The 20674-nt window shown below is 60.1% G+C and carries 28 protein-coding genes; 21 read left to right on the forward strand and 7 right to left on the reverse strand.

What is annotated here, in order from left to right:
• The first annotated feature begins 57 nt into the window (after window positions 1–57).
• The 14 genes from Q9316_RS17155 to Q9316_RS17220 all read left to right on the forward strand — a co-directional run bounded on the left by Q9316_RS17155 (window position 58) and on the right by Q9316_RS17220 (window position 11671).
• Complete coding sequence (locus Q9316_RS17155) at window positions 58–606, forward strand: hypothetical protein (RefSeq protein ID WP_306032773.1); 549 nt, start codon at window positions 58–60, stop codon at window positions 604–606.
• A 65-nt stretch (window positions 607–671) separates the two neighbouring features.
• Complete coding sequence (locus Q9316_RS17160; RefSeq protein ID WP_306032774.1) at window positions 672–1604, forward strand: Mu-like prophage major head subunit gpT family protein; 933 nt, start codon at window positions 672–674, stop codon at window positions 1602–1604.
• 65 nt (window positions 1605–1669) lie between these two features.
• A complete protein-coding gene (locus Q9316_RS17165; protein ID WP_306032775.1) occupies window positions 1670–2146 on the forward strand; it encodes a hypothetical protein in 477 nt (158 codons plus the stop codon).
• A gap of 2 nt (window positions 2147–2148) precedes the next feature.
• Window positions 2149–2481: a head-tail joining protein gene (locus tag Q9316_RS17170; protein ID WP_306032776.1), complete on the forward strand. Its 333-nt coding sequence runs from the start codon at window positions 2149–2151 to the stop codon at window positions 2479–2481.
• Window positions 2482–2483: 2 nt separating this feature from the next.
• Window positions 2484–2924 (forward strand): hypothetical protein, encoded by a 441-nt coding sequence (locus Q9316_RS17175; RefSeq protein WP_306032777.1) that lies wholly within the window; start codon window positions 2484–2486, stop codon window positions 2922–2924.
• Window positions 2925–2933: 9 nt separating this feature from the next.
• Window positions 2934–3329 carry a phage tail tube protein gene (locus Q9316_RS17180; protein ID WP_306032778.1) on the forward strand — a complete coding sequence of 132 codons (396 nt, stop codon included), beginning with the start codon at window positions 2934–2936 and terminating at the stop codon, window positions 3327–3329.
• Entirely contained in the window at window positions 3326–3700 is a 375-nt protein-coding gene (locus Q9316_RS17185) for a hypothetical protein (RefSeq protein ID WP_306032779.1), read from the forward strand. Before Q9316_RS17180 ends, Q9316_RS17185 begins: the two co-directional genes overlap by 4 nt.
• Window positions 3701–3864: 164 nt before the next feature.
• Complete coding sequence (locus tag Q9316_RS17190) at window positions 3865–5628, forward strand: phage tail length tape measure family protein (RefSeq protein ID WP_306032780.1); 1764 nt, start codon at window positions 3865–3867, stop codon at window positions 5626–5628.
• Between the two features lie 332 nt (window positions 5629–5960).
• The gene (locus Q9316_RS17195) at window positions 5961–6350 is read left to right on the forward strand and encodes a hypothetical protein (protein ID WP_306032781.1); all 390 of its coding nucleotides are present in this window, start codon (window positions 5961–5963) and stop codon (window positions 6348–6350) included.
• A 2-nt stretch (window positions 6351–6352) separates the two neighbouring features.
• Window positions 6353–6934, forward strand: a complete 582-nt coding sequence (locus Q9316_RS17200; RefSeq protein WP_306032782.1) for a transcriptional regulator — start codon at window positions 6353–6355, stop codon at window positions 6932–6934.
• Window positions 6927–7331 (forward strand): DUF6950 family protein, encoded by a 405-nt coding sequence (locus Q9316_RS17205; protein ID WP_306032783.1) that lies wholly within the window; start codon window positions 6927–6929, stop codon window positions 7329–7331. Before Q9316_RS17200 ends, Q9316_RS17205 begins: the two co-directional genes overlap by 8 nt.
• Window positions 7328–9499: a hypothetical protein gene (locus tag Q9316_RS17210; RefSeq protein WP_306032784.1), complete on the forward strand. Its 2172-nt coding sequence runs from the start codon at window positions 7328–7330 to the stop codon at window positions 9497–9499. The genes Q9316_RS17205 and Q9316_RS17210 overlap by 4 nt, the downstream gene beginning before the upstream one ends.
• A gap of 73 nt (window positions 9500–9572) precedes the next feature.
• Complete coding sequence (locus Q9316_RS17215; protein ID WP_306032785.1) at window positions 9573–11336, forward strand: right-handed parallel beta-helix repeat-containing protein; 1764 nt, start codon at window positions 9573–9575, stop codon at window positions 11334–11336.
• Between the two features lie 11 nt (window positions 11337–11347).
• A complete protein-coding gene (locus Q9316_RS17220) occupies window positions 11348–11671 on the forward strand; it encodes a hypothetical protein (RefSeq protein ID WP_306032786.1) in 324 nt (107 codons plus the stop codon).
• A 328-nt stretch (window positions 11672–11999) separates the two neighbouring features.
• Here Q9316_RS17220 and Q9316_RS17225 read toward each other — a convergent pair whose 3' ends face one another.
• Window positions 12000–12428: a helix-turn-helix domain-containing protein gene (locus Q9316_RS17225; protein WP_306032787.1), complete on the reverse strand. Its 429-nt coding sequence runs from the start codon at window positions 12426–12428 to the stop codon at window positions 12000–12002.
• Between the two features lie 157 nt (window positions 12429–12585).
• Here Q9316_RS17225 and Q9316_RS17230 point away from each other — a divergent pair, with 157 nt between their 5' ends.
• A complete protein-coding gene (locus tag Q9316_RS17230) occupies window positions 12586–12987 on the forward strand; it encodes an adenylyltransferase/cytidyltransferase family protein (protein WP_306032788.1) in 402 nt (133 codons plus the stop codon).
• Between the two features lie 21 nt (window positions 12988–13008).
• Window positions 13009–14511, forward strand: coding sequence for a LicD family protein (locus Q9316_RS17235; RefSeq protein ID WP_306032789.1), 1503 nt, complete (start codon window positions 13009–13011; stop codon window positions 14509–14511).
• A 36-nt stretch (window positions 14512–14547) separates the two neighbouring features.
• Here the strand turns inward: Q9316_RS17235 and Q9316_RS17240 are convergent, their stop codons facing one another.
• The 3 genes from Q9316_RS17240 to Q9316_RS17250 form a co-directional block, all read right to left on the reverse strand.
• Window positions 14548–15195 carry a TylF/MycF/NovP-related O-methyltransferase gene (locus Q9316_RS17240; RefSeq protein WP_306032790.1) on the reverse strand — a complete coding sequence of 216 codons (648 nt, stop codon included), beginning with the start codon at window positions 15193–15195 and terminating at the stop codon, window positions 14548–14550.
• Window positions 15196–15451: 256 nt separating this feature from the next.
• A complete protein-coding gene (locus Q9316_RS17245; RefSeq protein WP_306032791.1) occupies window positions 15452–15667 on the reverse strand; it encodes a hypothetical protein in 216 nt (71 codons plus the stop codon).
• Between the two features lie 63 nt (window positions 15668–15730).
• Entirely contained in the window at window positions 15731–16105 is a 375-nt protein-coding gene (locus Q9316_RS17250) for a hypothetical protein (protein ID WP_306032792.1), read from the reverse strand.
• Window positions 16106–16332: 227 nt separating this feature from the next.
• Here Q9316_RS17250 and Q9316_RS17255 point away from each other — a divergent pair, with 227 nt between their 5' ends.
• From Q9316_RS17255 to Q9316_RS17270, 4 genes are read left to right on the forward strand one after another with little or no spacing between them, the layout of a single operon-like run.
• Window positions 16333–17319 carry a glycoside hydrolase family 19 protein gene (locus Q9316_RS17255; RefSeq protein ID WP_306032793.1) on the forward strand — a complete coding sequence of 329 codons (987 nt, stop codon included), beginning with the start codon at window positions 16333–16335 and terminating at the stop codon, window positions 17317–17319.
• Window positions 17316–17558 carry a hypothetical protein gene (locus tag Q9316_RS17260; protein WP_306032794.1) on the forward strand — a complete coding sequence of 81 codons (243 nt, stop codon included), beginning with the start codon at window positions 17316–17318 and terminating at the stop codon, window positions 17556–17558. Before Q9316_RS17255 ends, Q9316_RS17260 begins: the two co-directional genes overlap by 4 nt.
• Window positions 17461–17688 (forward strand): hypothetical protein, encoded by a 228-nt coding sequence (locus Q9316_RS17265; RefSeq protein ID WP_371878011.1) that lies wholly within the window; start codon window positions 17461–17463, stop codon window positions 17686–17688. Before Q9316_RS17260 ends, Q9316_RS17265 begins: the two co-directional genes overlap by 98 nt.
• A 14-nt stretch (window positions 17689–17702) precedes the next feature.
• Window positions 17703–18131, forward strand: coding sequence for a hypothetical protein (locus Q9316_RS17270; protein WP_306032795.1), 429 nt, complete (start codon window positions 17703–17705; stop codon window positions 18129–18131).
• Between the two features lie 3 nt (window positions 18132–18134).
• Here the strand turns inward: Q9316_RS17270 and Q9316_RS17275 are convergent, their stop codons facing one another.
• The 3 genes from Q9316_RS17275 to Q9316_RS17285 all read right to left on the reverse strand — a co-directional run bounded on the left by Q9316_RS17275 (window position 18135) and on the right by Q9316_RS17285 (window position 19890).
• The gene (locus Q9316_RS17275) at window positions 18135–18386 is read right to left on the reverse strand and encodes a DUF982 domain-containing protein (protein WP_306032796.1); all 252 of its coding nucleotides are present in this window, start codon (window positions 18384–18386) and stop codon (window positions 18135–18137) included.
• A 364-nt stretch (window positions 18387–18750) separates the two neighbouring features.
• Window positions 18751–19011 carry a hypothetical protein gene (locus Q9316_RS17280; protein ID WP_306032797.1) on the reverse strand — a complete coding sequence of 87 codons (261 nt, stop codon included), beginning with the start codon at window positions 19009–19011 and terminating at the stop codon, window positions 18751–18753.
• Between the two features lie 39 nt (window positions 19012–19050).
• Entirely contained in the window at window positions 19051–19890 is an 840-nt protein-coding gene (locus tag Q9316_RS17285) for a tyrosine-type recombinase/integrase (RefSeq protein ID WP_306032798.1), read from the reverse strand.
• Between the two features lie 467 nt (window positions 19891–20357).
• Between Q9316_RS17285 and Q9316_RS17290 the strand changes: the two genes are divergently transcribed.
• A complete protein-coding gene (locus Q9316_RS17290; RefSeq protein ID WP_306032799.1) occupies window positions 20358–20621 on the forward strand; it encodes a BON domain-containing protein in 264 nt (87 codons plus the stop codon).
• Window positions 20622–20674 lie beyond the last annotated feature (53 nt).

The following is a 20674-nucleotide window of genomic DNA, read 5'->3' on the forward strand; positions in this document are numbered from 1 at the left end:
CGGCCGCCCCTCGATCAGGTTCGGCGCAGCCGGCCATTCTCCAAAAGGACCATTATCATGAAAACCGTGTATCTCGCGGTCGGCCTTGCTCTGCTCGCCGTCGGCTGCCTCGCTCTTCTTTCCCCTGATGTCGCCACCCATCTGGCGACGATCCCGGCCGCCGATGGCGTCGGCTTCGCGATGGCGACGCTTGCCGCCAACAAGACGCGCGACTACCAGCTGGGCGACAAGGAAGAGTATCCCGTCGTTGCTTCCGACATCATCTACCAGGGCGCCGCCGTCGGCGAGAATGGCTCGGGCTATGCGCGCCCCCTTGTGGCGGGAGACCCCTTTCTCGGCTTCGCGGAGGCGATCGCGGACAATTCCGCCGGCGCAGCTGGCGCGATCGGCGTGAATGTGCGCAAGCGCGGCAACATAGTCCTGCCGATTTCCGCGATTGCGATCACGGCGAACGATCGCCCGGCCGTCTATGCCAGTGACGACGACACGTTCACGCTCACGGCGTCGACGAACACGCTCATCGGGTACGTCTCCCGCTGGGTATCGACCGGCATTGCCGTCGTCGAATTCGACGCGGCGCTCTGCAAGGCCGCTCTCCAGGCCTGATTTCACCCCGACAATCTGACCGCTTTCATCGACGGGGTGCGCCCCGGTTTCGAAAGGACACCTTCATGCTTCCCCAGCAGCACCAGAAAATCACAACCCGAGGCGTGCGCGGCATGATCCTCGCACGCCTCGACACGGGACCTTCCGCGTGGCTCTCCGATATCGTCATGCGGGTAACCTCCGACCAGGCTGTCGAAAACTACGCCTGGCTCGGCGGCGCGCCGGCGCTGCGCGAATTCATCGGCGGACGCACACCGGCGGAACTCGCCGAAAACAGCTTCACGATCAGCAACAAGGACTATGAAGGTTCTATCCTGATCAAATCGAAGGACATGCGCCGCGACAAGCTGGGCATGATCACCGTTCGCGTGAACCAGCTCGCCGACCGTGCCAACGATCACCCGGCGAAGCTAGTTTCCGGCCTGATCCTGGCCGCAGAGTCCAGCCTCTGCTACGACGGCCAGTATTTCTTCGACACCGACCATGCTGAAGGCAAGAGCGGCGCGCAGTCGAACGACATCACCTCCGGCGCAACGACGCCAGCAGCCCCGACGGTGGCGGAATTCTCCAAGGCCGTCATGTCCGGCATCCAGCAGATGTATACGCTGAAGGACGATCAGGGCGAGCCGATGAACCAGAGCGCCACCGAATTCCAGGTGCAGGTTCCCGTCACCTTCATGGCCGTCGCCCTGGAGGCAGTGACCGCGCTGCTTGGCGACGGCGGCAAGAGCCAGACCATTCCCGCGCTGAAGGGTAAATTCACGATTACCGTCGTGCCCAATCCGCGCCTGACCTGGACGACCAAGTTCGCCATCTTCCGCACTGACGAGGCGGCGAAACCCTTCATCCTCCAGGAGGAGGACATTCCGGATGTGGTCGCCCTTGGCGAAGGCAGCGAGTTCGAACAGCTCAACAAGGAGCAGCTGTTCGGCATCGATTGGACCGGAAACGTCGGCTACGGCTACTGGCAGTTCGGCGTCCTTGTGACCTTCACCTGACGCGCGGTCGGCTCCCCGGCCCGCCTGAGGCGGGCCGTCCTTTTCTCAATCTCAAGGATGCTGCCATGAAGTATGTTGTCGTGGGTGACTGTGTACGTTTCGGCGTCGGTCAAGCGTTGATGCTTTCGGATTCCCAGATCGCCGCCCGCCGCCATGCCCTGGAGGATGGCGACAAGAAAAACAAGGTGGTCGTCATCACCTCGGTGGAATTTAAGCGCGGCGAAGTGATCGGCCTCGCCGATAAATATGACGACCTGCCGCGCAGCCTTTCCAGCGTGCTGGAGCCGGAATCGAAGGTCGACGGGAAACCTGGCAAGCCAGCCAAATCCGGCAAGCCGCCGAAAGCTGCCGCTGGCGATGATGATCTCGATGCGCTCGAAAAGGCGCTTGAAGATGCGGAGGACGCTGTGAATGCCGCGCGTGCCACGCATGGTATTCCCGATGGCGCCGAACTGACCGACGAGCAGTGCGCGCTGATGGCAGGCGACCTGGAGCGCCTGCGCTTGGCCAAGGAAGCCTTCGACGCGGCGATCGGAGAATAGCCTTGCCGATCGAAAACGACGAGGACAGGTTGCTGTTCATCGATCCGGACGAATTCGGCGCCACGGCAGTATGGATGTCGCAAAGTGGCGCCCATCCTCCGGTCAGCTGCATTTTCGACGACAGCTTCATCGCGCTGGCGGCTGGCGACATCGAGGTCACGCAAGAGGGCGGGCGCGTCCAGATCACGCTTCGCACCAGCGATGTTCCGGCAGACGGCGATCATAAGGACGCTGTCGAGGTGGCCAGCGACGTCATCGGCGTGAAGACCTTCACCGTGCTCGAATTCCAGCCGGACGGTACGGGATTTTCCGTCGTTCGCCTGCAGGAGGCCTGATTATGGCGCATATCCGCACCTCGATGCGCTCGTACATCGTCGCCATGATCAAGGGGAGCACGTTCGTCGGCGCGCGTGTCGAGGCCTCGCGCGCCCGCCCGCTGCGGCGATCAGAGCTTGCCTCGGCTTTTGTCTATTCCCCCTCCGAGCAGTCCGAGGACATGGACACCGACGGCATCCAGAACCGGCGGGTTCGCGTGAAGATAGACGTGGTCACGAAGGGCGAGGAAGACGCGCGCCAGGACGACCTCGATAGCTTTGCGGTTTATGTCGAAAAGCAATTCGCTGCCGACCCGCTTCTCGGCGGACTGGCAAGCGCAATCGAATACCGATCGACGGATTTCGCCGCCACGACGGAGGGCGAAAAAACGTTCCAGGTGATGTCCATCACATACGAGATCACCGCATTTACCCTCAATTCCGACCCTGAAACCACTCTCTAGGAGGCGACGATGGCAGTCCATCATGGAAAGAACGGCAAGGTGAAGCTGGCGGCCAACGCCGTAGCCTCCGTACAGAAATTCTCCATCAACCAGAATGTCGAGGCAGCCGATACGTCCGTCATGGGTGATGCATGGCAGACGCACCTGACCGGAATTCCCGGCTGGTCAGGCTCCGTCGAGTGCCTCTACGATCCCGCTGACACGAATGGTCAGGTCGCGCTGGCGATCGGCGATTCAGTCACGCTCGGCCTCTATACGGACGGCGACGCCGTCGGCAAGCGGTATCTGACGGGCACGGCGTCGATCACCAGCATTCCGATCGAGTCCGACATGAAGGGCGCGGTGAAGGTCAGCTTCAATTTCCAGGGCAACGGGCCGCTGGACAATGAGACGGTCGAAGCATGAGCTCCGCCATCTCGGGCGCGAAGGCGCATTTCGCAGGCCAGGGCATGCTATCCCATGACGTCCCGGAATGGGGGCAGCCCGGTCATCCGCTCAAGATCCACTATCGCCCGCTCACGGTTGCTCAGCGGCGCAAAATCTGGCGGGACGACGGCGGAGCCTCTGTCGACGGAAACGTCGCCGTGGTGAGAGCCGTGCTCTTCAGTGCTCTCGATGCCAAGGGCGTCCGCCTGTTTGACGACATGGACGAACATGCCCTCATGTATGAGGTCGATAGCGACGTCGTTTCCCGCGTTGGAGCCTTGATCCTTGGCTTTTCAAAGGGGGCTCCCGTCAGTGGTGCCAAGCAGGTAGACGACGCAAAAAACGCCTGAACGGCGATGCGGAACTCATGGTGATGTATTCGCTCGCCGCCAGACTGAACAAGACGCTCGCCGAGATCGAGGCGATGACGGTCGACGAATTCGTTGGCTGGATTGCCTATTTCGAGATCACCAAGCCAGCCTGACAGCGCTCATGTAGATGTGAAGGAACGATCATGGCCGGGCAGATGTCCGATCTCATGTTCAATATCGTCGCGCAGGATAGAACCCGCGCGGCCTTTACCGCGGCGAACAGCAATGCGGACGCCTTCGCGAAAAAGGGGGCCGCCGCTGCGCGCGAGGCATCGAAGGGAATCGATGTCGCGCGCGGCAGCGTCGCCAATCTGGCCGCGCAGTTCAGCGATATAGGCGTGCAATTGTCGGGCGGGCAAAGCCCTTTCCTGATTGCGCTTCAGCAGGGTTCGCAAATTGGCCAGGTGTTGGGGCCAATGGGCGCGGCCGGTGCTGCCCAGGCGTTGGGCTCCGCCTTCCTCTCGCTTCTGTCTCCCGTGAACCTGTTGACGATCGGCACGATTGCGCTCGGCGGCGCCGCGTTCGCCTATTTTTCCGATCTTCTTTCAGGTGGAGAGGACGCCGAAGAGACGCTGGAGCGTCAGCTTGATCTCGTCAGGCAGGTGGCGAGCCAGTGGGGCGAGGCTGTCCCAGCATTGCGTGACTACGTCGCGGCGCTTGAGCAGGCGGAACGTATTTCGCAGATCATAGACGCAAACAGCGCGGCTGCGAGCAGCCAGTGGGCAGGCCTGCGGGGTGAGGTCGCGGACCTGAATGTCGAATTTGCCGATGCCATCTCGCAGATCATGGCCTTTGGCGGGCATGATGCCGAGGTTTCCAAGCTTCAGGCAGCGTTCAACGATCTCGCCTCCGGAATTGCCGACGGGAGCGCGACCGCGCAGGAGGCGGAGGCGATCCAGGCCGCGCTGTTCGCCTTGTTCGAAACGACCGGAAATTCCGCGGTCGAAGGCCTCATGGCGCGTTTTGCGGCCCTCGCCGAGCAGATCGGCAATGCCAGCGCCGCCGCCTCGAAGTTCAACCTCACCGGCGCTTTTCCTAGCCGGGGCGCATATGGCAATGTCGAGCGTAGCGCCGACGGGCCGATTCAAGGCGCGAGCTTCCTTCCCTCTGGCGCCATTCCAACGCCGGAATCGCGCGGTACGCCGGAGCTTTCCGGCTTTCCCTTCGAACGTTTCGGTTCGGGCGGCGGGCGCCGTGGCGGAGGGAAAAGCGAGGAAGAGCGGCAGGCCGAGAATATACAGCGCGTCATCCAGTCACTTGAGGATGAGCAGGTGGCGCTCGGTAAGTCAAAGACGGAACAGCGGATCATGCAATCCCTGCGCCGCGCCGATGTCGATGCGACCTCGGCGCAGGGGCAGCAGATTGCCCAGTTGATCACGCAGATCGAAAACGAGAAGGAAGCCCTGAAGCTTGCCACGGACGCCGGCAACTTCATGCGCGACGCCCTGAAGGAGAGCTTCTCCGAACTTATCCCGGAGATCGAGACCGGCAATCGCGCGCTGGACAGTTTTATCAACAAGCTCATTCAGGCGAGCGCCGAGGCCATGTTCTTCGGTTCCGGACCGATGGCCGGTCTCTTCGGAACGTCCGGCGGCGGCCTGCTTTCGGGTCTTTTCGGCGGCGGACGCGCGCTCGGCGGCGCCGTCGATCCATGGCGCGATTACCTGGTCGGCGAGAATGGGCCGGAGATTGTGCGCATCGGCAGCCGCGGCGGCCGTGTGGGCGAGGCAAACACCGGTGGCGCAGCCGGAATGGTCTATGCTCCCGTCACACATATCGACGCCCGCGGCGCAGACCAGGCTGCCGTCATGCGCATCGAGCGGGCGCAGGCCGAGCGAGATCGGACCGAGGCGCGCCGCTTCGCCGGATACCAGCACATGCAATCCACCCGGAATGTGAGACCCTGATGGGACGCTTGATATCCATGCCTGTCGGGTTGCGACCCCGTTCAATGGTTCCGCTGTCAGGGCCTCGAACAGTGGGTGCGTCAGCGAGCATTTCAGTAGGAAACTTCGCGCAGACGATCGCATCGCCGTTCGGAGGCTGGCGGTGGCAATTCGTCTTCCCGATTTCGCGGGACGCGAAGTTTCGTCGGTATCGCGGATGGGTGACCGCGCTCCACGCCGGCGCAAATGCGACCCGCGTTTCCTTTGGTGACCCTGACATGATGACTTTGTTGGACGCAGGCATTGTCGCTAGCGACTCGCAAAAGAGGTTCGGTCTTCCGTGGGGCAATGACATGCCATGGGGCAATGGGGAGAACTGGGGCGTCACGGCGCCAAACGTATCGCTTGCGGCGCCTGCCGCGCTCGATGCGACAATCATTCGCCTGACCGATATGTTCTGGGGGCATCGCCTGCAAGTAGGTGACTATTTGGGGTTCTTTCCCTACCATTTCGGGCTCTACACGGTGACGGAAGAGCGCCGCGACGGCGAGTATCGCATATGGCCGCCGCTTCGACGGGCGCTGACGGCCGACGACTTCGCGACGCTCTACCCGGTCATGGCGATGCGCCTTGAGGCGGAGGACGCGGCGAGCGCGGCACGCGGGGTCGCCTATGCGGAAGAGGCTACCGTCACGTTGATCGAGGTCTTCGACTACGACGTGCGCGACTATTTCGCGGATTGATGATGGCGGATCTGTTTACAGAAGCTGACCTGGCGTTTCTGCGCCGTCCGCATATTGCTCGGGCATGGTTTGCCGATCTCGACCTGCCATCCGGCCGCTGGCGGCTGCACAACGGGGTGGGGCGCAAGGTCATCGGCGGGCATGAGTGGCGCGGTGTCTCCGACCCCGGCGGTGGGCAGCTCGTCTCGATCGGCGCCGTCGAAGACCCCCGCTTCGGGCAGGCCGCAAAGGTCGGGATCGTCATTTCCGGCGTGAACATGGCTTTCCTGCGCTCCGTCAAGGATCAGGGGCGGGAAATCGAGGGGCGACTGGCCGATATCTACTGGTGCGCCTTCGACCAGGAAACGCAGGAAATCTGGTCGGCCGGGCTGAAGAAGATGTTTCCGGGGTTCCTGTCCTCGCCGAAGATCGGCTGGAGCGGTATCGGCAGCCGGACCGTGTCCCTGACAATCGAAAGCTTGTGGCATTCTCAGAACTACCCGTTCGGCGGCAAGTGGACTCCGGCCGACCAGCGGACACGTTATCCCGGCGACAAGGGGCTCGATTATGTGGGCGTGAAGGTGCAGGAGATCATTCGTGCGTGACCACCTTGCCGAGCCGCTGCGCGCCTATCTCGATGCCGCCGGGGATGCGCCCATGGCGTGGGGAATTTCTGATTGCAGCCGCTGGGCTGCGGGCTGGGTGGCCCTTGTTCACGGCAGGCCTGTCGATCTGCCGCGCTGGACAAGCCGCGAAGAGGCGCATGGACTGATCCGCGAGGCGGGGTCGCTCGCTGCGTTGTGGGCCGACGCTCTTTTCGCCTTTGGCCTGGATGAGGCCGGCGTGCCCGACGCGGGCGATGTCGGCATCATCGATACCGGCCGCTTCGGTCAGGTCGGCGGCATCTTTCTTTCCGGGGGGTACTTCGCCTGGCGGGCGGAGCCGCGCGGTATTCTCATTCTTCTGCCCCGCAGCATTGTCAGGGTCTGGTCCATCCGATGAAATCCGTTCGCCTGCTGTTTGCCTGCGGCGCTTCCTACGTCGCCATGACCGCGCATGCGCATGCGGACCCGGTTTCGCTGCTCGCGACGGCGATCCACGGTTTCCTGCTTTCGAGCACTGCGGTTGCCGCCGCGGCGACGGGAACGATCGCGACGATCGCCGCCAATGTCATCGTCGGCGGCGCGCTAATTGGCATTTCGATCGTCGGCGGGCGACAGCAGCGCTCCGGCGCCGTGAACGCGGCGGATGCGAAGAGCACATTCGAGACCAGCGAGAGCAGCGTCATCGAAGGGCTCGGCCGCGTTCGCGTCGGCGGGATGAAGGCTTTCGGCAATACGGATGGCTCGACACGCTGGCGTCTTGTCTGTCGGCTTCAGGGTCCGATCGACGCCGTGGAGAACTATTATGTCGGCGGGCGCGAGGTCACCATCGACTCCGACGGAAGCGTGACGACACCGCCCTGGGCGCGGCCGGGCGGCGCCTGGATGAAGATCGAGGATAAGAAGGGCGACGGAGCCGAGACGGCCTGGGGCGTGCTTGTCTCCGCCTTCCCGTCGCTCTGGACCGCCGACCATCAAGTGCGCGGCATCGCGCAGTCGCTGGTGACCTATTACAATCCGGGCCTCAGCGAAGAAAAGTACCTGGCGCTCTATCAGAACGGTGTGCCGGATACCGAAGAGGTGCAGCGCGCCTCCCTGATCTACGATCCACGCACGGGCCTGACGGCCTGGAGTGACAACGGCATCATCTGCGCCGCGCACGTCCTACGGCGCGACCCGGCTTTTGTCGCTGATCGGTTCGACTGGAGCCTCATCTCCCAGGAGGCAGACCGGGCCGACGGGCTTGTCGCCACGAAGACCGGGACGGAAAAGCGGGCGCGATGCTCCGGAATGTGGGCATGGGAAGGTGCGCGCAAGGATACCATGGAAGATATTCTGCGCTCGATCGGCGCGGAAATCCGCATGACGACCGAGGGCAGGATATGGTTCGAGCTGATCGACGACGATCCCCTGGCCGAAATCGCCTTCACACCGCGCGACTTCATCGATTTCGACTGGGCATGCGGGCCGGAGGCGGTAGAGCGGCCGAACATCTGCCGCGTCAGCTACTATGCACCCGAGCGCAATTACGAGATGGCCGACCTGGACATGACCGGTATTGCATGGGCGCGCGTCGATGACGAGGTCACGCAATACGGGCCGAAGATATTCGACGTCGTGCTGCCCTTCCAGCCTTCGGCAGCGATCGCGCAGCGCATCGCGCGCCGGCTCTTCCGGCTGGCGCGCGCGGAAAGCGGCATCGCGGTTACGAACATGGCCGGGCTTGCCGCCTGGGGCAAATATTACGGCACGATGGAACTGCCCGATCTCGGCGACGTAGAGAAGGTCCGCATGCTCTCTCCTCGCGTGGACGACGGGCGCGGCTCGGTGGAGATACCCTTCTCGGTCTGGCCAGACCTGCCGGCGTGGAACCCGGAAACGGACGAGGCGGATGCGCCTGACCCAATCCCGGAAATGGCCTATGAAAGCACGCTTCCGACGCCGGACGCGCCGACGGCGATGGTGCAGATCACCTATCCCGTTTCCGGGGCCAAGGAATTCCGCATTGCTTATGCGCTCCCTGGCGTTTCCTTCGACACGGCGGAGGCCACATGTCGGGTCTATACGGGTGGTCTGCCGGGGCCCTGGCTACCGATGGCGGAGCAGCCGACCTTTGCCCATATCACGGCCGACTTCCTTGGGCAGACCGTGGATGCGCGCGTGCGCATTTTCGCGGGCGACGAAGGCAGTTATTTCTCGCCGGTGTTCAGCCAGACCGGCGTTGTAGACGACACACCCTGCGGCCTGCCCACCCACATCTCCGGTGATGCAGAGAGCAGCACGACCGGCAACGGAACAATCAACGTGACCGTCGAGGCCAGCGAGCTTCGCTGTGCCTCCATTCGATTGTCTCGCCGATGGGGCCCGGAAGGCGGCTCGTTCGGCTCCTGGTCGATTATCGACGAGAAAGACCTGCGACCAGGCGAGGATGCCACCTTTTCCGACACGTACACGAACATGACGGCCGCCGTGCACATCGTGGAATGGAAGCTGACGACAATGACGAGCGGCGGCATCGAGGGGGCTCCTCTGGTCTACTCAATCGAAGTGTCAAACCCCACCCCGTGACACTCTCCGTCCGGCCTCGCAATCCCGAAGTGACTGCGCAGCGGCGCGCTCATGATGATCCCAGGAGAATTTGATGCCTGTGTATACGAAGACGGCAAACGATGTGTTTGCGCCTTATGACGGCGGAGGTGATGCCCGCTCCCCGACTCCCCAAGATGCGCAAACTTGGGGAACTGAGGTTGAACGACTTGTAGCGTCGCTGACGATGTCCCTTGGAGCCGCCGTAATCAAGGGTTCGCTTGCCGAACTGGCGGCAGTAGCTGCGGACTACGAAGACGGCGACATCGGTTTGGTTGTCGTGGATGCGACAGTCATGAACCGCGGCATCTACAAGCTGTCGTCGGGCGCTTGGGCAAAGCAGGCGGAACTGCCTGCGGATGTCGCTGAGGCCGCGGCGGATGATGCATTGGAAGCCCGTGATGCTGCTGAAACCGCCAAGGCTGATGCAGAAACCGCCCGAGACATTGCGGCCGGTTATGCCTCCGACGCCGTGAGCCAGGGAAACGTTCCGATCTATGGGACGATCGCAGGCATGGCGGCCATTGAGGTTCCCGCAGGCATCAACGCAATCCTGGTGAATGGCCGAGCTGCGGCGGGCGATGGCCTCGGCGGTCGCTACACTGACAGTGATAACGGGAGCGTCGACACCTTCGCCTCCGGCGGCGCTACTACGCGAACGTGGTATCGCGACAACGGCACAGGCCGCGATATCGCCGTGACACTCACCGTTGGGGCCGGCGGCGATTTCGCGACCATCAATGAAGCGGTTGTCGCGGCGTCTTTGATGGGGCCCCCACGCTACGTGCTTGCCGGGATTGTCGGGTCTACCAGCTCACAGCCATTGATCGTGATAAAGCTCCTGTCCGGCTTCGTGATGGCGGAACAGGTCTTGGTTCGCGGCCTCAACCTGTCATTCATTCGCATCGAGGCGGAAGACGCCGAGACCACCATTCAGCGTTCGGCCCTCACTCAACGGATCGATACGCAACCTCGTATTCCTGCTTTCGGCGTCACCGACGGTGGCTTCCTTCCGATCATTGCGGCGTTGTTCAGCATGGACACGAGCGGCACGGCAACGGGACGCGATGGCGTCTACGCAAGCATCGGCTCGCGCGCGATAATTGAGGAAAACCCTAGTGCACCATATGGGGTGAAGAATGCCGGCGGTGACGGCTGCTCCGCTCAGCGCAACAGCCATATCGTCGCCCACCAGACAAATTTCTCTGGCGCGGGCGAAAATGGCATACATGCCGGCCGCACGTCGACTATTGACGCATCGCTTTCCGACGTAAGCGGTGCGGCCATCGCAGGCCTGTATGCTTGGCGGTCATCGAAAATCAACGCGTATTCCACGACCGACTGCTCTGACTGTGGCTCATATGGGATCTACGCCACGAATGGCGGCGATATAGATGCGCTCCAGCCGGATTGTTCAGGCGCTGGAATCCATGGAATCTATGCACTCAACGGCGCGACGATCAACGCTAGCCAAGCAAACTGCGACAATGCCGGGACGGATGGCGTTCGCGCGCACGGCGGGTCGCGGGTCAACGTTGCTGGCGGGCACGCGAATGGATGCGGGCAGAAGGGGCTCCATGCCCTTTATACCTCCGACATCTCAGCACAGAGCTTCAACGCCAGCGGCAATATCGGAAACGGTATCTATGCCCTTTCTGCCACGATCAACATCAACGGCGGCAATGCTCAAATGGGCGGTAGTCCGGCCGCGACGGACATCGTCGTCCAGCAAGGCGGGATTATCCGTGCATCGACAGCTACGGGCGGCACGAACGTCACGAAAAACATTATGGCCAGCCAAGGCGTCATCTTCGGCTAAAGGAGACTGGAATGCTCACAGCCCTTCAATCAGGCGCTCAATATCCAAGCATTTCCGACGACATTCTCGCGCACCATAAGGGCGAGACCTTCGCCTGGATCGCAGCGACCGCAGTATTCGGGGAGGAAGGGCCCACACTTCCGGTCGAGGCTACACAGGAGCAGATCGCGGATGGTTACCGACGCATACGGCAGTATCTTTTCACGTCGAAGACTGATCCGATGTTCTTCAAGGTCCAGCGCGGCGAGATTGAGATGTCGGAATATCTCGATGCGGTGGATAGCATCAAGAACGAATGGGCGTGGCGCGGCGATGGGACGCCTAGAGACCCCTAGGTTCCGGGCCCGCGCCATGATAGCCGGCCGCAAGCGTCTCCCACCGGTCCATCGTGGCATCAAGCAATTGGTCGGCTCCCTCTAGGGGGCTTAGGTATCTCGGCGCGTTCGTTGCCATGTCGGAGCACAGTTTTGCGGCTTCGGACTTCGAGAGAGAGCCGGCCTTGACGAGGGTGCTGATCAGAAGCTCACGGAAGAGACTTCCGTGGGTCATCTCGTAGATGATCATGCTTTCGGTTGAGACTTTCGCCACCGCGAACTCCTAACTTTATGTCTGCGTATTCGGTCTTGTCCCGCGGTAGTTACCTAATAGGCTAGAGGTCTGCCCTCAATGGTTGGCGGAAGCGTCAGGTGTGTCGTTCCGTGTTTCTATCCGAGAAATGTAGTAGCTGCCATCTTCGCCCTTCACGATTGAGAGTTGAACGGCAATGCTGTCTTTGTCGAAGAGTTGCACTTTATGTTCGACAAGCTGCTGCAGCTGTGAGAGCGGTGCCAAGCCACGAGTATCTGCGTTTCCAGACGTTTTCGACCGCCTGTAGCCTTTGCCATCTCGTTCCACGATCTCGTCGTGAGACATGCCAATCATATCGGCAATCGCTGCGATCCGGACATCCGTCAGCCAAAGATCGCCCTGGTTTATGTACCGGTTCACGAGAGAGGCGTCTACGCCCCAGCGGGTGGCCAAGTCGGCTTGGGTGTAGCCATTGTTTCTCAGGGCGCTATGGAGCCAGGCATTTTTTTTGGTGCGATCAGTCATGGCGGACGCCTAGGGATAGGCCCTGCCAGCAGCGATAGCTGCATGGCAGGGACTCCGCAACGTACTAGCGCTTCGACGCTTTAGAACCTTGCAGAGTTTTACGGTTTGTGACAGGTACATGACATTTAGATAAAGAGGTAGCAAGGATATGAAGCGGTTGGCCACGACGGTGATCACATTTGGGACCTATGATCTGTTTCATATAGGACATCTAAATCTGATCAACCGTGCGGCCGCTCTCGGTAGCAGGCTGGTTGTGGGAGTATCAACTGACGACCTCAATTTCAGCAAAAAGGGTAAACGCCCGTTTGTGTCGGAGCAGAATCGGATCGAGATCATCCGAAACCTCAAGGCTGTCGATGCTGCATTTTACGAAGAAAGCTTGGAACTCAAGGGCGAGTATATAAAAGAGCATAGCGCTGACGTACTGGTCATGGGGGACGATTGGAGTGGCCGGTTCGATCACTTCAAGAGCCTGTGCGAAGTCATCTATCTTCCGCGCACCGACGGCATTTCCTCCACCTGGATAAAGGCCGAATTGGCTCTGGGCCGCACGTAGTCGTAAATTATGGAGTACCTCGTGACATCAGACGATCTTTGCGACCTTTTGCCCGGACTGGTTCATTTTGGAACGTATCCGTTCGTCGTCCCTGTTTTTGCGGAAGTGACGCGAGTGACAATCACCGCGAAGGGCCACACATTCCTTAACCTATCTGGGGTCCGATGGGTTGTGGACGGAATCCAGCATGATTTTCCGGGATCGGCCGAAGCGTCCTCCAAGCATATAAAGAGCCTTCCAGCTGGCAGCCTTGTCAATTTTCGGGGCTACCACTCCGAACTGGAGACGAATCCAACGTGGACATTCGAGTTCGATCGACCCCAACGCCTCGATGAAATCCATGTCTTCAATAGGAGGGGCATCTACGCCGCGAGAAGCTACGATCTCGAAGTGATGGTCGAGACCGGAACGGGCGATCGTATAAGTACATCAAACATAGCACATCCAATCTTGGCAGCTCGCGCCGCAATTTTTGCAGACCGTGCCCGCAGGTTCTACGGTCTGTACCCTGACGATGCTGGGCGGAGGGTTGCAACAGCCGGGGCGGAACTCCAGCACATTTGCGACAGGGCAATGATTGGAGGAGCTTGCGATAGCGCTCGATCCGTTCGGCTGAGGTCCGACATCCTTCAGTCTATCCATCACTGCCTCAAGAAGTCGCAGGATATACTGGCGGTCAAGGCTCTACCTGTCGCTGCATCGCTGTGTGAGTTTCTCTTGGATCGCCGACCGAAAGATAAGAATTTCATTGCATCCGACGATGAGTTGTTTGCAGTGAGCGTGATTCTCGTGGATGCTATCGAAAATTTCCGCAAGGCTGATATGATCTATCTGTCAGACTTGGTGATGTACCTCGCTGGAAGAGGTACGCCAGAAAGAGTCGAGCGAGAGGTCAACAAACTGTACGCAAGGGTGGGGAATGGAAATGTTCCTCAACCGATCATGTTCCGGTCTCATGCGATGGCAGGGGCGGACTTGCAAGCGAAGGCCGCTTCTCATCTAAACGCAATTGCGGAGGTGAACCGCGTCTTCGCAAGCATTGGGTACGTCACAGCCATCTGTTATGGGACTTATCTGGGGGCGATAAGAACCGGTGAGTTTATTCCTCACGATGACGATGTTGATATGGTGGTGGCTTTGGATGTTGTCGGAAGAGACAAGATCAAACCTTCGCTAGACGCGATCGTTGCGGCGCTGACGTCTATGGGAGTTCGCGCATCGGTTTTTGGCGAGCACGAATTTCTGAAGGTGATAGCGCCTTCTGCCGGTCACGAGATCGACGTGTTTCCCATCGCTCATTCTGAGAAAGAGGGTTTCGTCCTCATGCACATGGAGCAGTTGACTATTCGCGAAGTGCGAAAGGATCACATCCTTCCCTTCCGCATGATCGATTTCTATGGACGGGCAATGCTGGCACCGTCAACTGATAGCGACTTCCTGGCTGATCGGTATGGCCCCAACTGGATGGTTCCGATGAGGCCTGTCGCAGGGGAAATGCGGGAGGTGGTGGAGCTTCCCGATTAACGCGAACGTGGACCGGCAACCGCCGGTCCAAATTGTTCACGCAGTTACTCTTACCGCTACCTGCATCCACTCTGTTCGCCAGAGATATTCAAAATGGCGCGACTTTTGTGCCGCCCAATCGTAAAGCGCTCGGTGTTCATCGTCCGAAGTCTCTCCGTCGGCAACCATCATGTACTCATCGAAGAGAAGGATCGTTCCCGGAACGATGAGGTCATCGAGGCCCATGAGGACATCCATAGCCGAGCTGTAAAGATCGCCGTCAATATGGAGGAACGAAAGAGGTTCTGTTTGAGTGGCGCGAAATGCTGGAACCGTTTGATTGAACCAGCCTTTATGAATCTGAATACGGGGATCGCTGAAAGAGGGAATTTCACTCTCGTCCATCTTAAACGCACCCGCTCTCCATTGCCCGATCCAATCGGCTGGCAGCCCTTCGAAGCTGTCAAACAAATGGAGTTTTCTCTTCCCCGTCAGGAACGATGAAATAAACCGAGCGCAACGTCCCTTGTAGACACCAAACTCCGCCCAATCTCCAGGTAAGGAAATCGCGCCCATGGCGTGGAACAGTGATACTAGCTTATAGCTGTAGAACCGATCCGCATCATTTTGCAGCGCGGGCGCGTAGACCTTGCGCAAGCGGCTCATTACGTCTTTGGCGGATTCGTGTTTCGTCGCTATGTTCATATGCGCAGTTCCTGATTTTGGTGACGCCTATTCAGTAACCCTATAGTGAACCCTCAAAGGTGTGTCCACCAACTTCAACGCCGATCGGCGCGAACCAGCCACTACAAGCAATTGCATAGGAAAAGGGCGATTCTCCCTACGCAGGTGGAGGAAGGATTATCCATAGCGCGACGATCGCCGCACCGATCAAATACCCGGCGATCTGCAGCCTGCTAGTTTGACGAGATTGATGGTTGCTCATTTCTCGCTGCCCAACTCAAGAAGCTATTGTCAGTGACGACTTCCCCGACAGCTTGCGAAGTACCAGATCAGCCGGCTCCTGGACCTTAAGCGTCTTTCCCACGACTGAATGATGGGTCAATATTTCGGTGAAATTGTCGCGCTGCCGCACACTTACTACAAAGGCGGGATTCACATACACCCATTCGCCTTTTGGACCTACGAGTGTCAACTGACACAGTTCAACAGTCATGCGTGTTCTCCAAACTTTGTTCCGAAGCTTGATAGGGAAATTCGCATCAACGCGTTGCATTATTTAGCAACGGTGAAGGTTGGGCGGCGTTACATCTGCACCCTGATCCGCCACGTTTTCCGTAAGGTGGAGCTCGATATCGCCGGAAAAATATAACCCATCCTCCAGAGGAGATATCGTCAGAACAATTCTAGGCTTGCCCGGTCCGATGCTCAATGGCGGCCGGAAAAACACTGTTCTGTCGGGATCTAGGGCGCCAGAGAATGTGATGCGTCCGGCAATTTTTACTTCAATTTGCGTCCCGTAAAGACCGCTCTCCACCTCCTTAAGGATTGGAGTGGCGGCGTAGATGGAAACCGGCACGGGTATTCCGCGTGACACCTCGATCACGAGCCGCCCGTTCTTGGAAACCGCTGAAAAGCTAATCTTGATATTCAAGACATCCTCTTATGACGTGTTTGTCGCGTACCCGAAGTTCATTCCATCTTGGTTTATTAGACGCTTTCAGCACAGCCAATTGGAAATTGCAACTAGGCAAGAAACTTAACGTTAACCGTGAAGTTTCGCCGAGGGGCTATCATGCGCGTCACGCTGTCCCATGTTCACCACCCGCCCATTGCCAATGGGGCGGCAACCCTGCCTGCCCAACCTTGAAAGGACTATCATTGATCACCGCAGCACATGTGCGCGCGGCCGCGAAGGCGCGCGTTAACGACAGCAACCTCAACTCCGTCATGACGGCGCTCGATCGCCACGGCGCGGCGGCCGGCCTCGATCTACCGCACCGCGCCGTGCACTTCCTCGCGCAGCTCATGCACGAGAGCGGATCTTTCCGCTTCGACCGGGAAATCTGGGGGCCGACGCCGGCGCAAAAGCGGTATGACACGCGCACCGATCTCGGCAATACGCCGGCGGTGGATGGCGATGGCTTCAAGAACCGGGGGCGCGGCCCGATCCAGGTGACGGGCGGCTATAACATCCGGGCATTCCATGCCTGGTGCGTCGCCAAGGGGATGAACCCACCGGATTTTGTCAGCGACCCCGATCTCATCAACACCGATCCATGGGAGGGGCTCTCGGCGATCTGGTATTGGGATGAGGGCAATCCCGACCGTCGCAGTCTCAACCGCTATGCCGACCGGAACGATCCGGAAATGATCACCCGGCGCATTAATGGCGGATTGAACGGCTATCCCGATCGCCTGGACTGCTACACCCGCCTGGGGGTGGTTGTGCTCGGTTATCGCCCCGATGATCTGCGCGGCTTCCAAGGGGCGGCGCGCGCGGCGGGCAAATATTCCGGCGCGCTCGACGGGCTGGACGGCCCGCAGACGCGGGCGGCGATCCACCTCATGCTCGTCGATCTGGCGCCGCAGAAGGTGCTGGCCACCAAGGCGGCTCCAGTGACCGAGGAGAAGCCGGTGGCCGTGACGCCGCAGAGCCTCGATGCGCCATGGTGGCAGTCGAAGGAAGTGCTGGGTCCCGCCGTCGGCGGTGGCGCGGCAACCACGCTGACGGCGCTCGGCTCGATCCCGTGGCAGAACCTGCTTCTCATCCTTGCCGCCTTCGGCGCCGTTGCTGGCTTCCTCTATTGGCGCAAGCGTCTCGATGCGCGTGACGTGCGCAGCCGCGCGGCCGAGGTGGAGGCATGATCCCCTGGCCGAAGATCCTGCTGGGCACCGTCGTCGCCGGCGGCCTCATCTGGCTCTATGCCGAGATCCGCGGCGAGGGCGCCCGGTCCGTCACCTCAAAGATCGAAAGGCAGAACAATGAAGCAAGAAACGCGGCTGACGATGCTCGCAGCGCTTATGACCGTTGCCTTGACGGCGGCGGGCTGTGGAATTTCGGGGCCAGTAGATGTGACGGGCCTGCGCCGCGTCGTGGGCACTGATCTTGTCGGCGCGCGCGGGGCGAACCCGGCCGATCAGCGGAAGATCGACAGAACCGTCGTCGGCTTGTGCGCCGGCAAGGTGTGGACGGATGCGGAATGCCGGCGCCACGGCGAAATGGCGGTCCCTTGATGGAGGAAAAGACCATGGGCATCACCCGCGCGCCGAAGCTTGAGGTCAACCTCAACACCTTCATCCAAATATTCACCCTCGCCAGCATGATCATCGGCGGCGTGGTAATCTGGGTCGATAAGAGCCGCGATATTGAAGACCTGCAGGCGTGGCGCTCCGGACATGAGACCTTGCACAAGGATCGTCTCGCGGAGGTTAAGGCTACGGAAGCTCGCGTCGAAGAGCGGTTCCGGGGGCTTGAAGCCGATAGCCGAAAGGTCGCGTCTCAGGTCGATAACCTATCGTATCGCGTCACGGTGACGGAGCAGACGACAACCTCTACCGCAATGGCGATCAAGGAACTGCAGAGCCTCGTCAGCCAGCAGGCGGGTGACATCAAGGTCGTACGCGAAATCCTTCAGCGGATCGAGGCGGGGCAACGGCGAGGGAGTGAACGGCAGTAGCCGTCACGCGTCCCTAATAAACACGTTTGCCTCGTCGGCCGCTCTCAGAAATGCCGATCGAGCGACTTCCGGGTCACCCCGGCCTTCCAGTGCATCGAGGCACGCCTCGCATGCCGCGCGTAGGGCGCTGCCATCCTCGATGGGCCATTCTCCCATCAGGATGCCGGCCGCCTCTTCCGCGCTGATAATTGTGCGATATTGGCCAAGGCGTTGCGTCTCGAACGTGACGGGCTCGCTCCATGCACCGCGTCTCATCGCGCCTCCCTCCTTTCCCACCATCCAAACCTTCGGCCGCGCTCCTTCAGGTCTGCTATCCGCCTCGAAAGGGCCGCGGGCTTCGGGCCTGTCCGCGCGGCTCCCTCATCGTACCACTCTTCCACGCGCTTGGCAGCTTGCCATGCCTCGGCCTCGTGCCCGGAATGCGGCATTGGGCGTTGGAACTCCCACCAACTGGAGCATCCGCCGGCCCAGATGAACATGCCGGATTTGAGGCTGGTTTTGTCGCGATGGATGCGGCCAATGAACAGGTCGTCGTCGTAGGCTAACCAGTCTTCCAGTTCCTCACCAGGCCATGTCAGCCTCCAGCGATACTTTTTCCGCCATCTCCTTGCGTCCGCGGTCAACGCGGCAGCTTGGCTGTTATCCATGTGTTCGATCCCTTATTGCCGCACTTCAGGCAGCGCAACCACGGGCGCAGCTCGTAGAGATAGACGTCGCCGCCCACCTCGCGTTGCAGCTCCCACCGGTTAATCCAGCCCTCCCGTTCGCAATTCGAGCAATGTCCACCAAGGGCATACCAATCGGGTAGGCTCGACAGTGTCGGACGGTCACGGCCGAACAGCGATTCCAGATCAAGCGGAACTAGATTGTCGTGGCGCATGTTCTTTTTTCGTTCCGCCAGAACGAAGAGTCAATGGCCTTATAAATCGGGATCGAATTGGTAGCGGCCAAGGGTGTCGGCAACGATCCTGCCGGCGTTTGGGTTGGCATGAACGTAGGTCCCGAGGAATACTTCGACGCTGCGCCAGTCGCCAGCCATCATCGTCGTACGGATGTCGATGCCAAGGCTTATGGCCGTCGTCGCAAAAGTGTGTCGTCCACATGCGTGGCTGGATTTGTAGCTTATGCCGGCACGCTCGCAGACCGCACGGATTCTTGCGTTGACGGCCTGTCTGCCGGAGTAGCCGAAAACCTTATCGTTCAGCCCGGCGTCGCCCCTTATCTCGGCGAGGCGGGCGGACACTTCCTTACTGAAATCCCGTCGCGAGTTTCTGCCGGTCTTCGTTTTTAGCAGCAATGCAGAACACCGTGCCAGGTCCACCTCATTCCAGCGTAGATTTATCGCCTCCGTCACCCGCGCGGCTGTTGTGGCCATAAAAAGCACCAGGGCTGCGAGATGCGGCAACCCGTCCTTCTGGCATTGCCTGACGAAGGCATGCAGCCATGTCTGTGACGCCGGACTCTTACGCTTCGGCGCCTCCTCTTTTAGGCGACGGATAGGACGTGACGGGCACCATCCCCGATCGGCCGCATGGCGCAAAACTGCCTTGGCCGGAGAGATGGCCTGACGATTTCGCGTCGAGTTCTTTTGGCTTGGATAAAGACACGCCGCCATCTCATGCACGTCAAAGGGGTAGATTTTGCCCAGAGGTCGCTTGCCGAAGTGCGAAATAATCAAGGGCAGGTAACGACCGTCGCCGCCATGCTGGATGAAGCTTTCCGCCGCGTCGGCGAACGTGCGCGAGTTCTTCGCTGCCATCATTCTACTCCTGCCAGCAGCACACCGGCCGACCGTTGTGCGACACTCGAAAGGCGTTGGACACTCTTCAAAATTCGTTTGTAAAAACAGCGGGACGTTTCTGGGTCCAGCTTTTTTGCAACTATCGGAAAACGCTCAATTTACGCTGCCCGGCATGGGGCACCAAAATCCAGACCGATCGCTATTGTTCGACACGCGTTCTGCTGAACGCGCGGCCATCACATTTCCCGCCGATCCAAAATTCACATTTTAGCGGGAACAAATTTTGCAGAGCGGCATTTCTTGGGTGCAACTGCTGACACCCCCGGATGCGGTTGTGAGGGGGACCCAAGAGCGATGTGCACGCTCTTGGGTCTCAACCATTTCGGGGATGCCTCTTCACAAGCCGTAAGCATTGTTCGCCCTGCGAGGAGCGAACAAAATCGCTTCTCCTGCATTTCCTTGCAGCAAGAGCAAAGGAGCGCGTCATGGTCTTCAAGGAAGGTACGTTCAAAGGCGAACCGCCGGAACATTTCGATGGTCCGCATCCCGCCTGGCTGGAAACCGCGGTGGCGGATGCGCTTTCGGTGGCCGGCGACGTGGATGCTTCGGACATCACCGTGACCTGCAAGGGCACCCGCATCATCCTCTCCGGGAGCATCGGCTCCGCTGAGGAGGCGAGCCGCGCCACGGAGATCGCCGCGTCGGTGAAGGAGGTCAGCGAAGTCGACAACCGGCTCTCCTGGCTCTGACCCCCGCAAAAAGCCGCCATTGCAGGCAGGCCCTTCAGAATGCTAGGTGCAAT

Source organism: Shinella zoogloeoides (assembly GCF_030733845.1).
GTDB lineage: Bacteria > Pseudomonadota > Alphaproteobacteria > Rhizobiales > Rhizobiaceae > Shinella > Shinella zoogloeoides_C.

What these genes read in the sequence shown, in the direction of transcription:
- Q9316_RS17155 (WP_306032773.1), top strand. Translation starts at nt 58, where the DNA reads ATGAAAACCGTGTATCTCGCGGTCGGCCTTGCTCTGCTCGCCGTCGGC.
- Q9316_RS17160 (WP_306032774.1), top strand. Translation starts at nt 672, where the DNA reads ATGCTTCCCCAGCAGCACCAGAAAATCACAACCCGAGGCGTGCGCGGC.
- Q9316_RS17165 (WP_306032775.1), top strand. Translation starts at nt 1,670, where the DNA reads ATGAAGTATGTTGTCGTGGGTGACTGTGTACGTTTCGGCGTCGGTCAA.
- Q9316_RS17175 (WP_306032777.1), top strand. Translation starts at nt 2,484, where the DNA reads ATGGCGCATATCCGCACCTCGATGCGCTCGTACATCGTCGCCATGATC.
- Q9316_RS17180 (WP_306032778.1), top strand. Translation starts at nt 2,934, where the DNA reads ATGGCAGTCCATCATGGAAAGAACGGCAAGGTGAAGCTGGCGGCCAAC.
- Q9316_RS17185 (WP_306032779.1), top strand. Translation starts at nt 3,326, where the DNA reads ATGAGCTCCGCCATCTCGGGCGCGAAGGCGCATTTCGCAGGCCAGGGC.
- Q9316_RS17190 (WP_306032780.1), top strand. Translation starts at nt 3,865, where the DNA reads ATGGCCGGGCAGATGTCCGATCTCATGTTCAATATCGTCGCGCAGGAT.
- Q9316_RS17195 (WP_306032781.1), top strand. Translation starts at nt 5,961, where the DNA reads ATGCCATGGGGCAATGGGGAGAACTGGGGCGTCACGGCGCCAAACGTA.
- Q9316_RS17200 (WP_306032782.1), top strand. Translation starts at nt 6,353, where the DNA reads ATGGCGGATCTGTTTACAGAAGCTGACCTGGCGTTTCTGCGCCGTCCG.
- Q9316_RS17210 (WP_306032784.1), top strand. Translation starts at nt 7,328, where the DNA reads ATGAAATCCGTTCGCCTGCTGTTTGCCTGCGGCGCTTCCTACGTCGCC.
- Q9316_RS17215 (WP_306032785.1), top strand. Translation starts at nt 9,573, where the DNA reads ATGCCTGTGTATACGAAGACGGCAAACGATGTGTTTGCGCCTTATGAC.
- Q9316_RS17220 (WP_306032786.1), top strand. Translation starts at nt 11,348, where the DNA reads ATGCTCACAGCCCTTCAATCAGGCGCTCAATATCCAAGCATTTCCGAC.
- Q9316_RS17225 (WP_306032787.1), bottom strand. Translation starts at nt 12,428, where the DNA reads ATGACTGATCGCACCAAAAAAAATGCCTGGCTCCATAGCGCCCTGAGA.
- Q9316_RS17240 (WP_306032790.1), bottom strand. Translation starts at nt 15,195, where the DNA reads ATGAACATAGCGACGAAACACGAATCCGCCAAAGACGTAATGAGCCGC.
- Q9316_RS17245 (WP_306032791.1), bottom strand. Translation starts at nt 15,667, where the DNA reads ATGACTGTTGAACTGTGTCAGTTGACACTCGTAGGTCCAAAAGGCGAA.
- Q9316_RS17260 (WP_306032794.1), top strand. Translation starts at nt 17,316, where the DNA reads ATGATCCCCTGGCCGAAGATCCTGCTGGGCACCGTCGTCGCCGGCGGC.
- Q9316_RS17265 (WP_371878011.1), top strand. Translation starts at nt 17,461, where the DNA reads ATGCTCGCAGCGCTTATGACCGTTGCCTTGACGGCGGCGGGCTGTGGA.
- Q9316_RS17270 (WP_306032795.1), top strand. Translation starts at nt 17,703, where the DNA reads ATGGGCATCACCCGCGCGCCGAAGCTTGAGGTCAACCTCAACACCTTC.
- Q9316_RS17275 (WP_306032796.1), bottom strand. Translation starts at nt 18,386, where the DNA reads ATGAGACGCGGTGCATGGAGCGAGCCCGTCACGTTCGAGACGCAACGC.
- Q9316_RS17280 (WP_306032797.1), bottom strand. Translation starts at nt 19,011, where the DNA reads ATGCGCCACGACAATCTAGTTCCGCTTGATCTGGAATCGCTGTTCGGC.
- Q9316_RS17285 (WP_306032798.1), bottom strand. Translation starts at nt 19,890, where the DNA reads ATGGCAGCGAAGAACTCGCGCACGTTCGCCGACGCGGCGGAAAGCTTC.
- Q9316_RS17290 (WP_306032799.1), top strand. Translation starts at nt 20,358, where the DNA reads ATGGTCTTCAAGGAAGGTACGTTCAAAGGCGAACCGCCGGAACATTTC.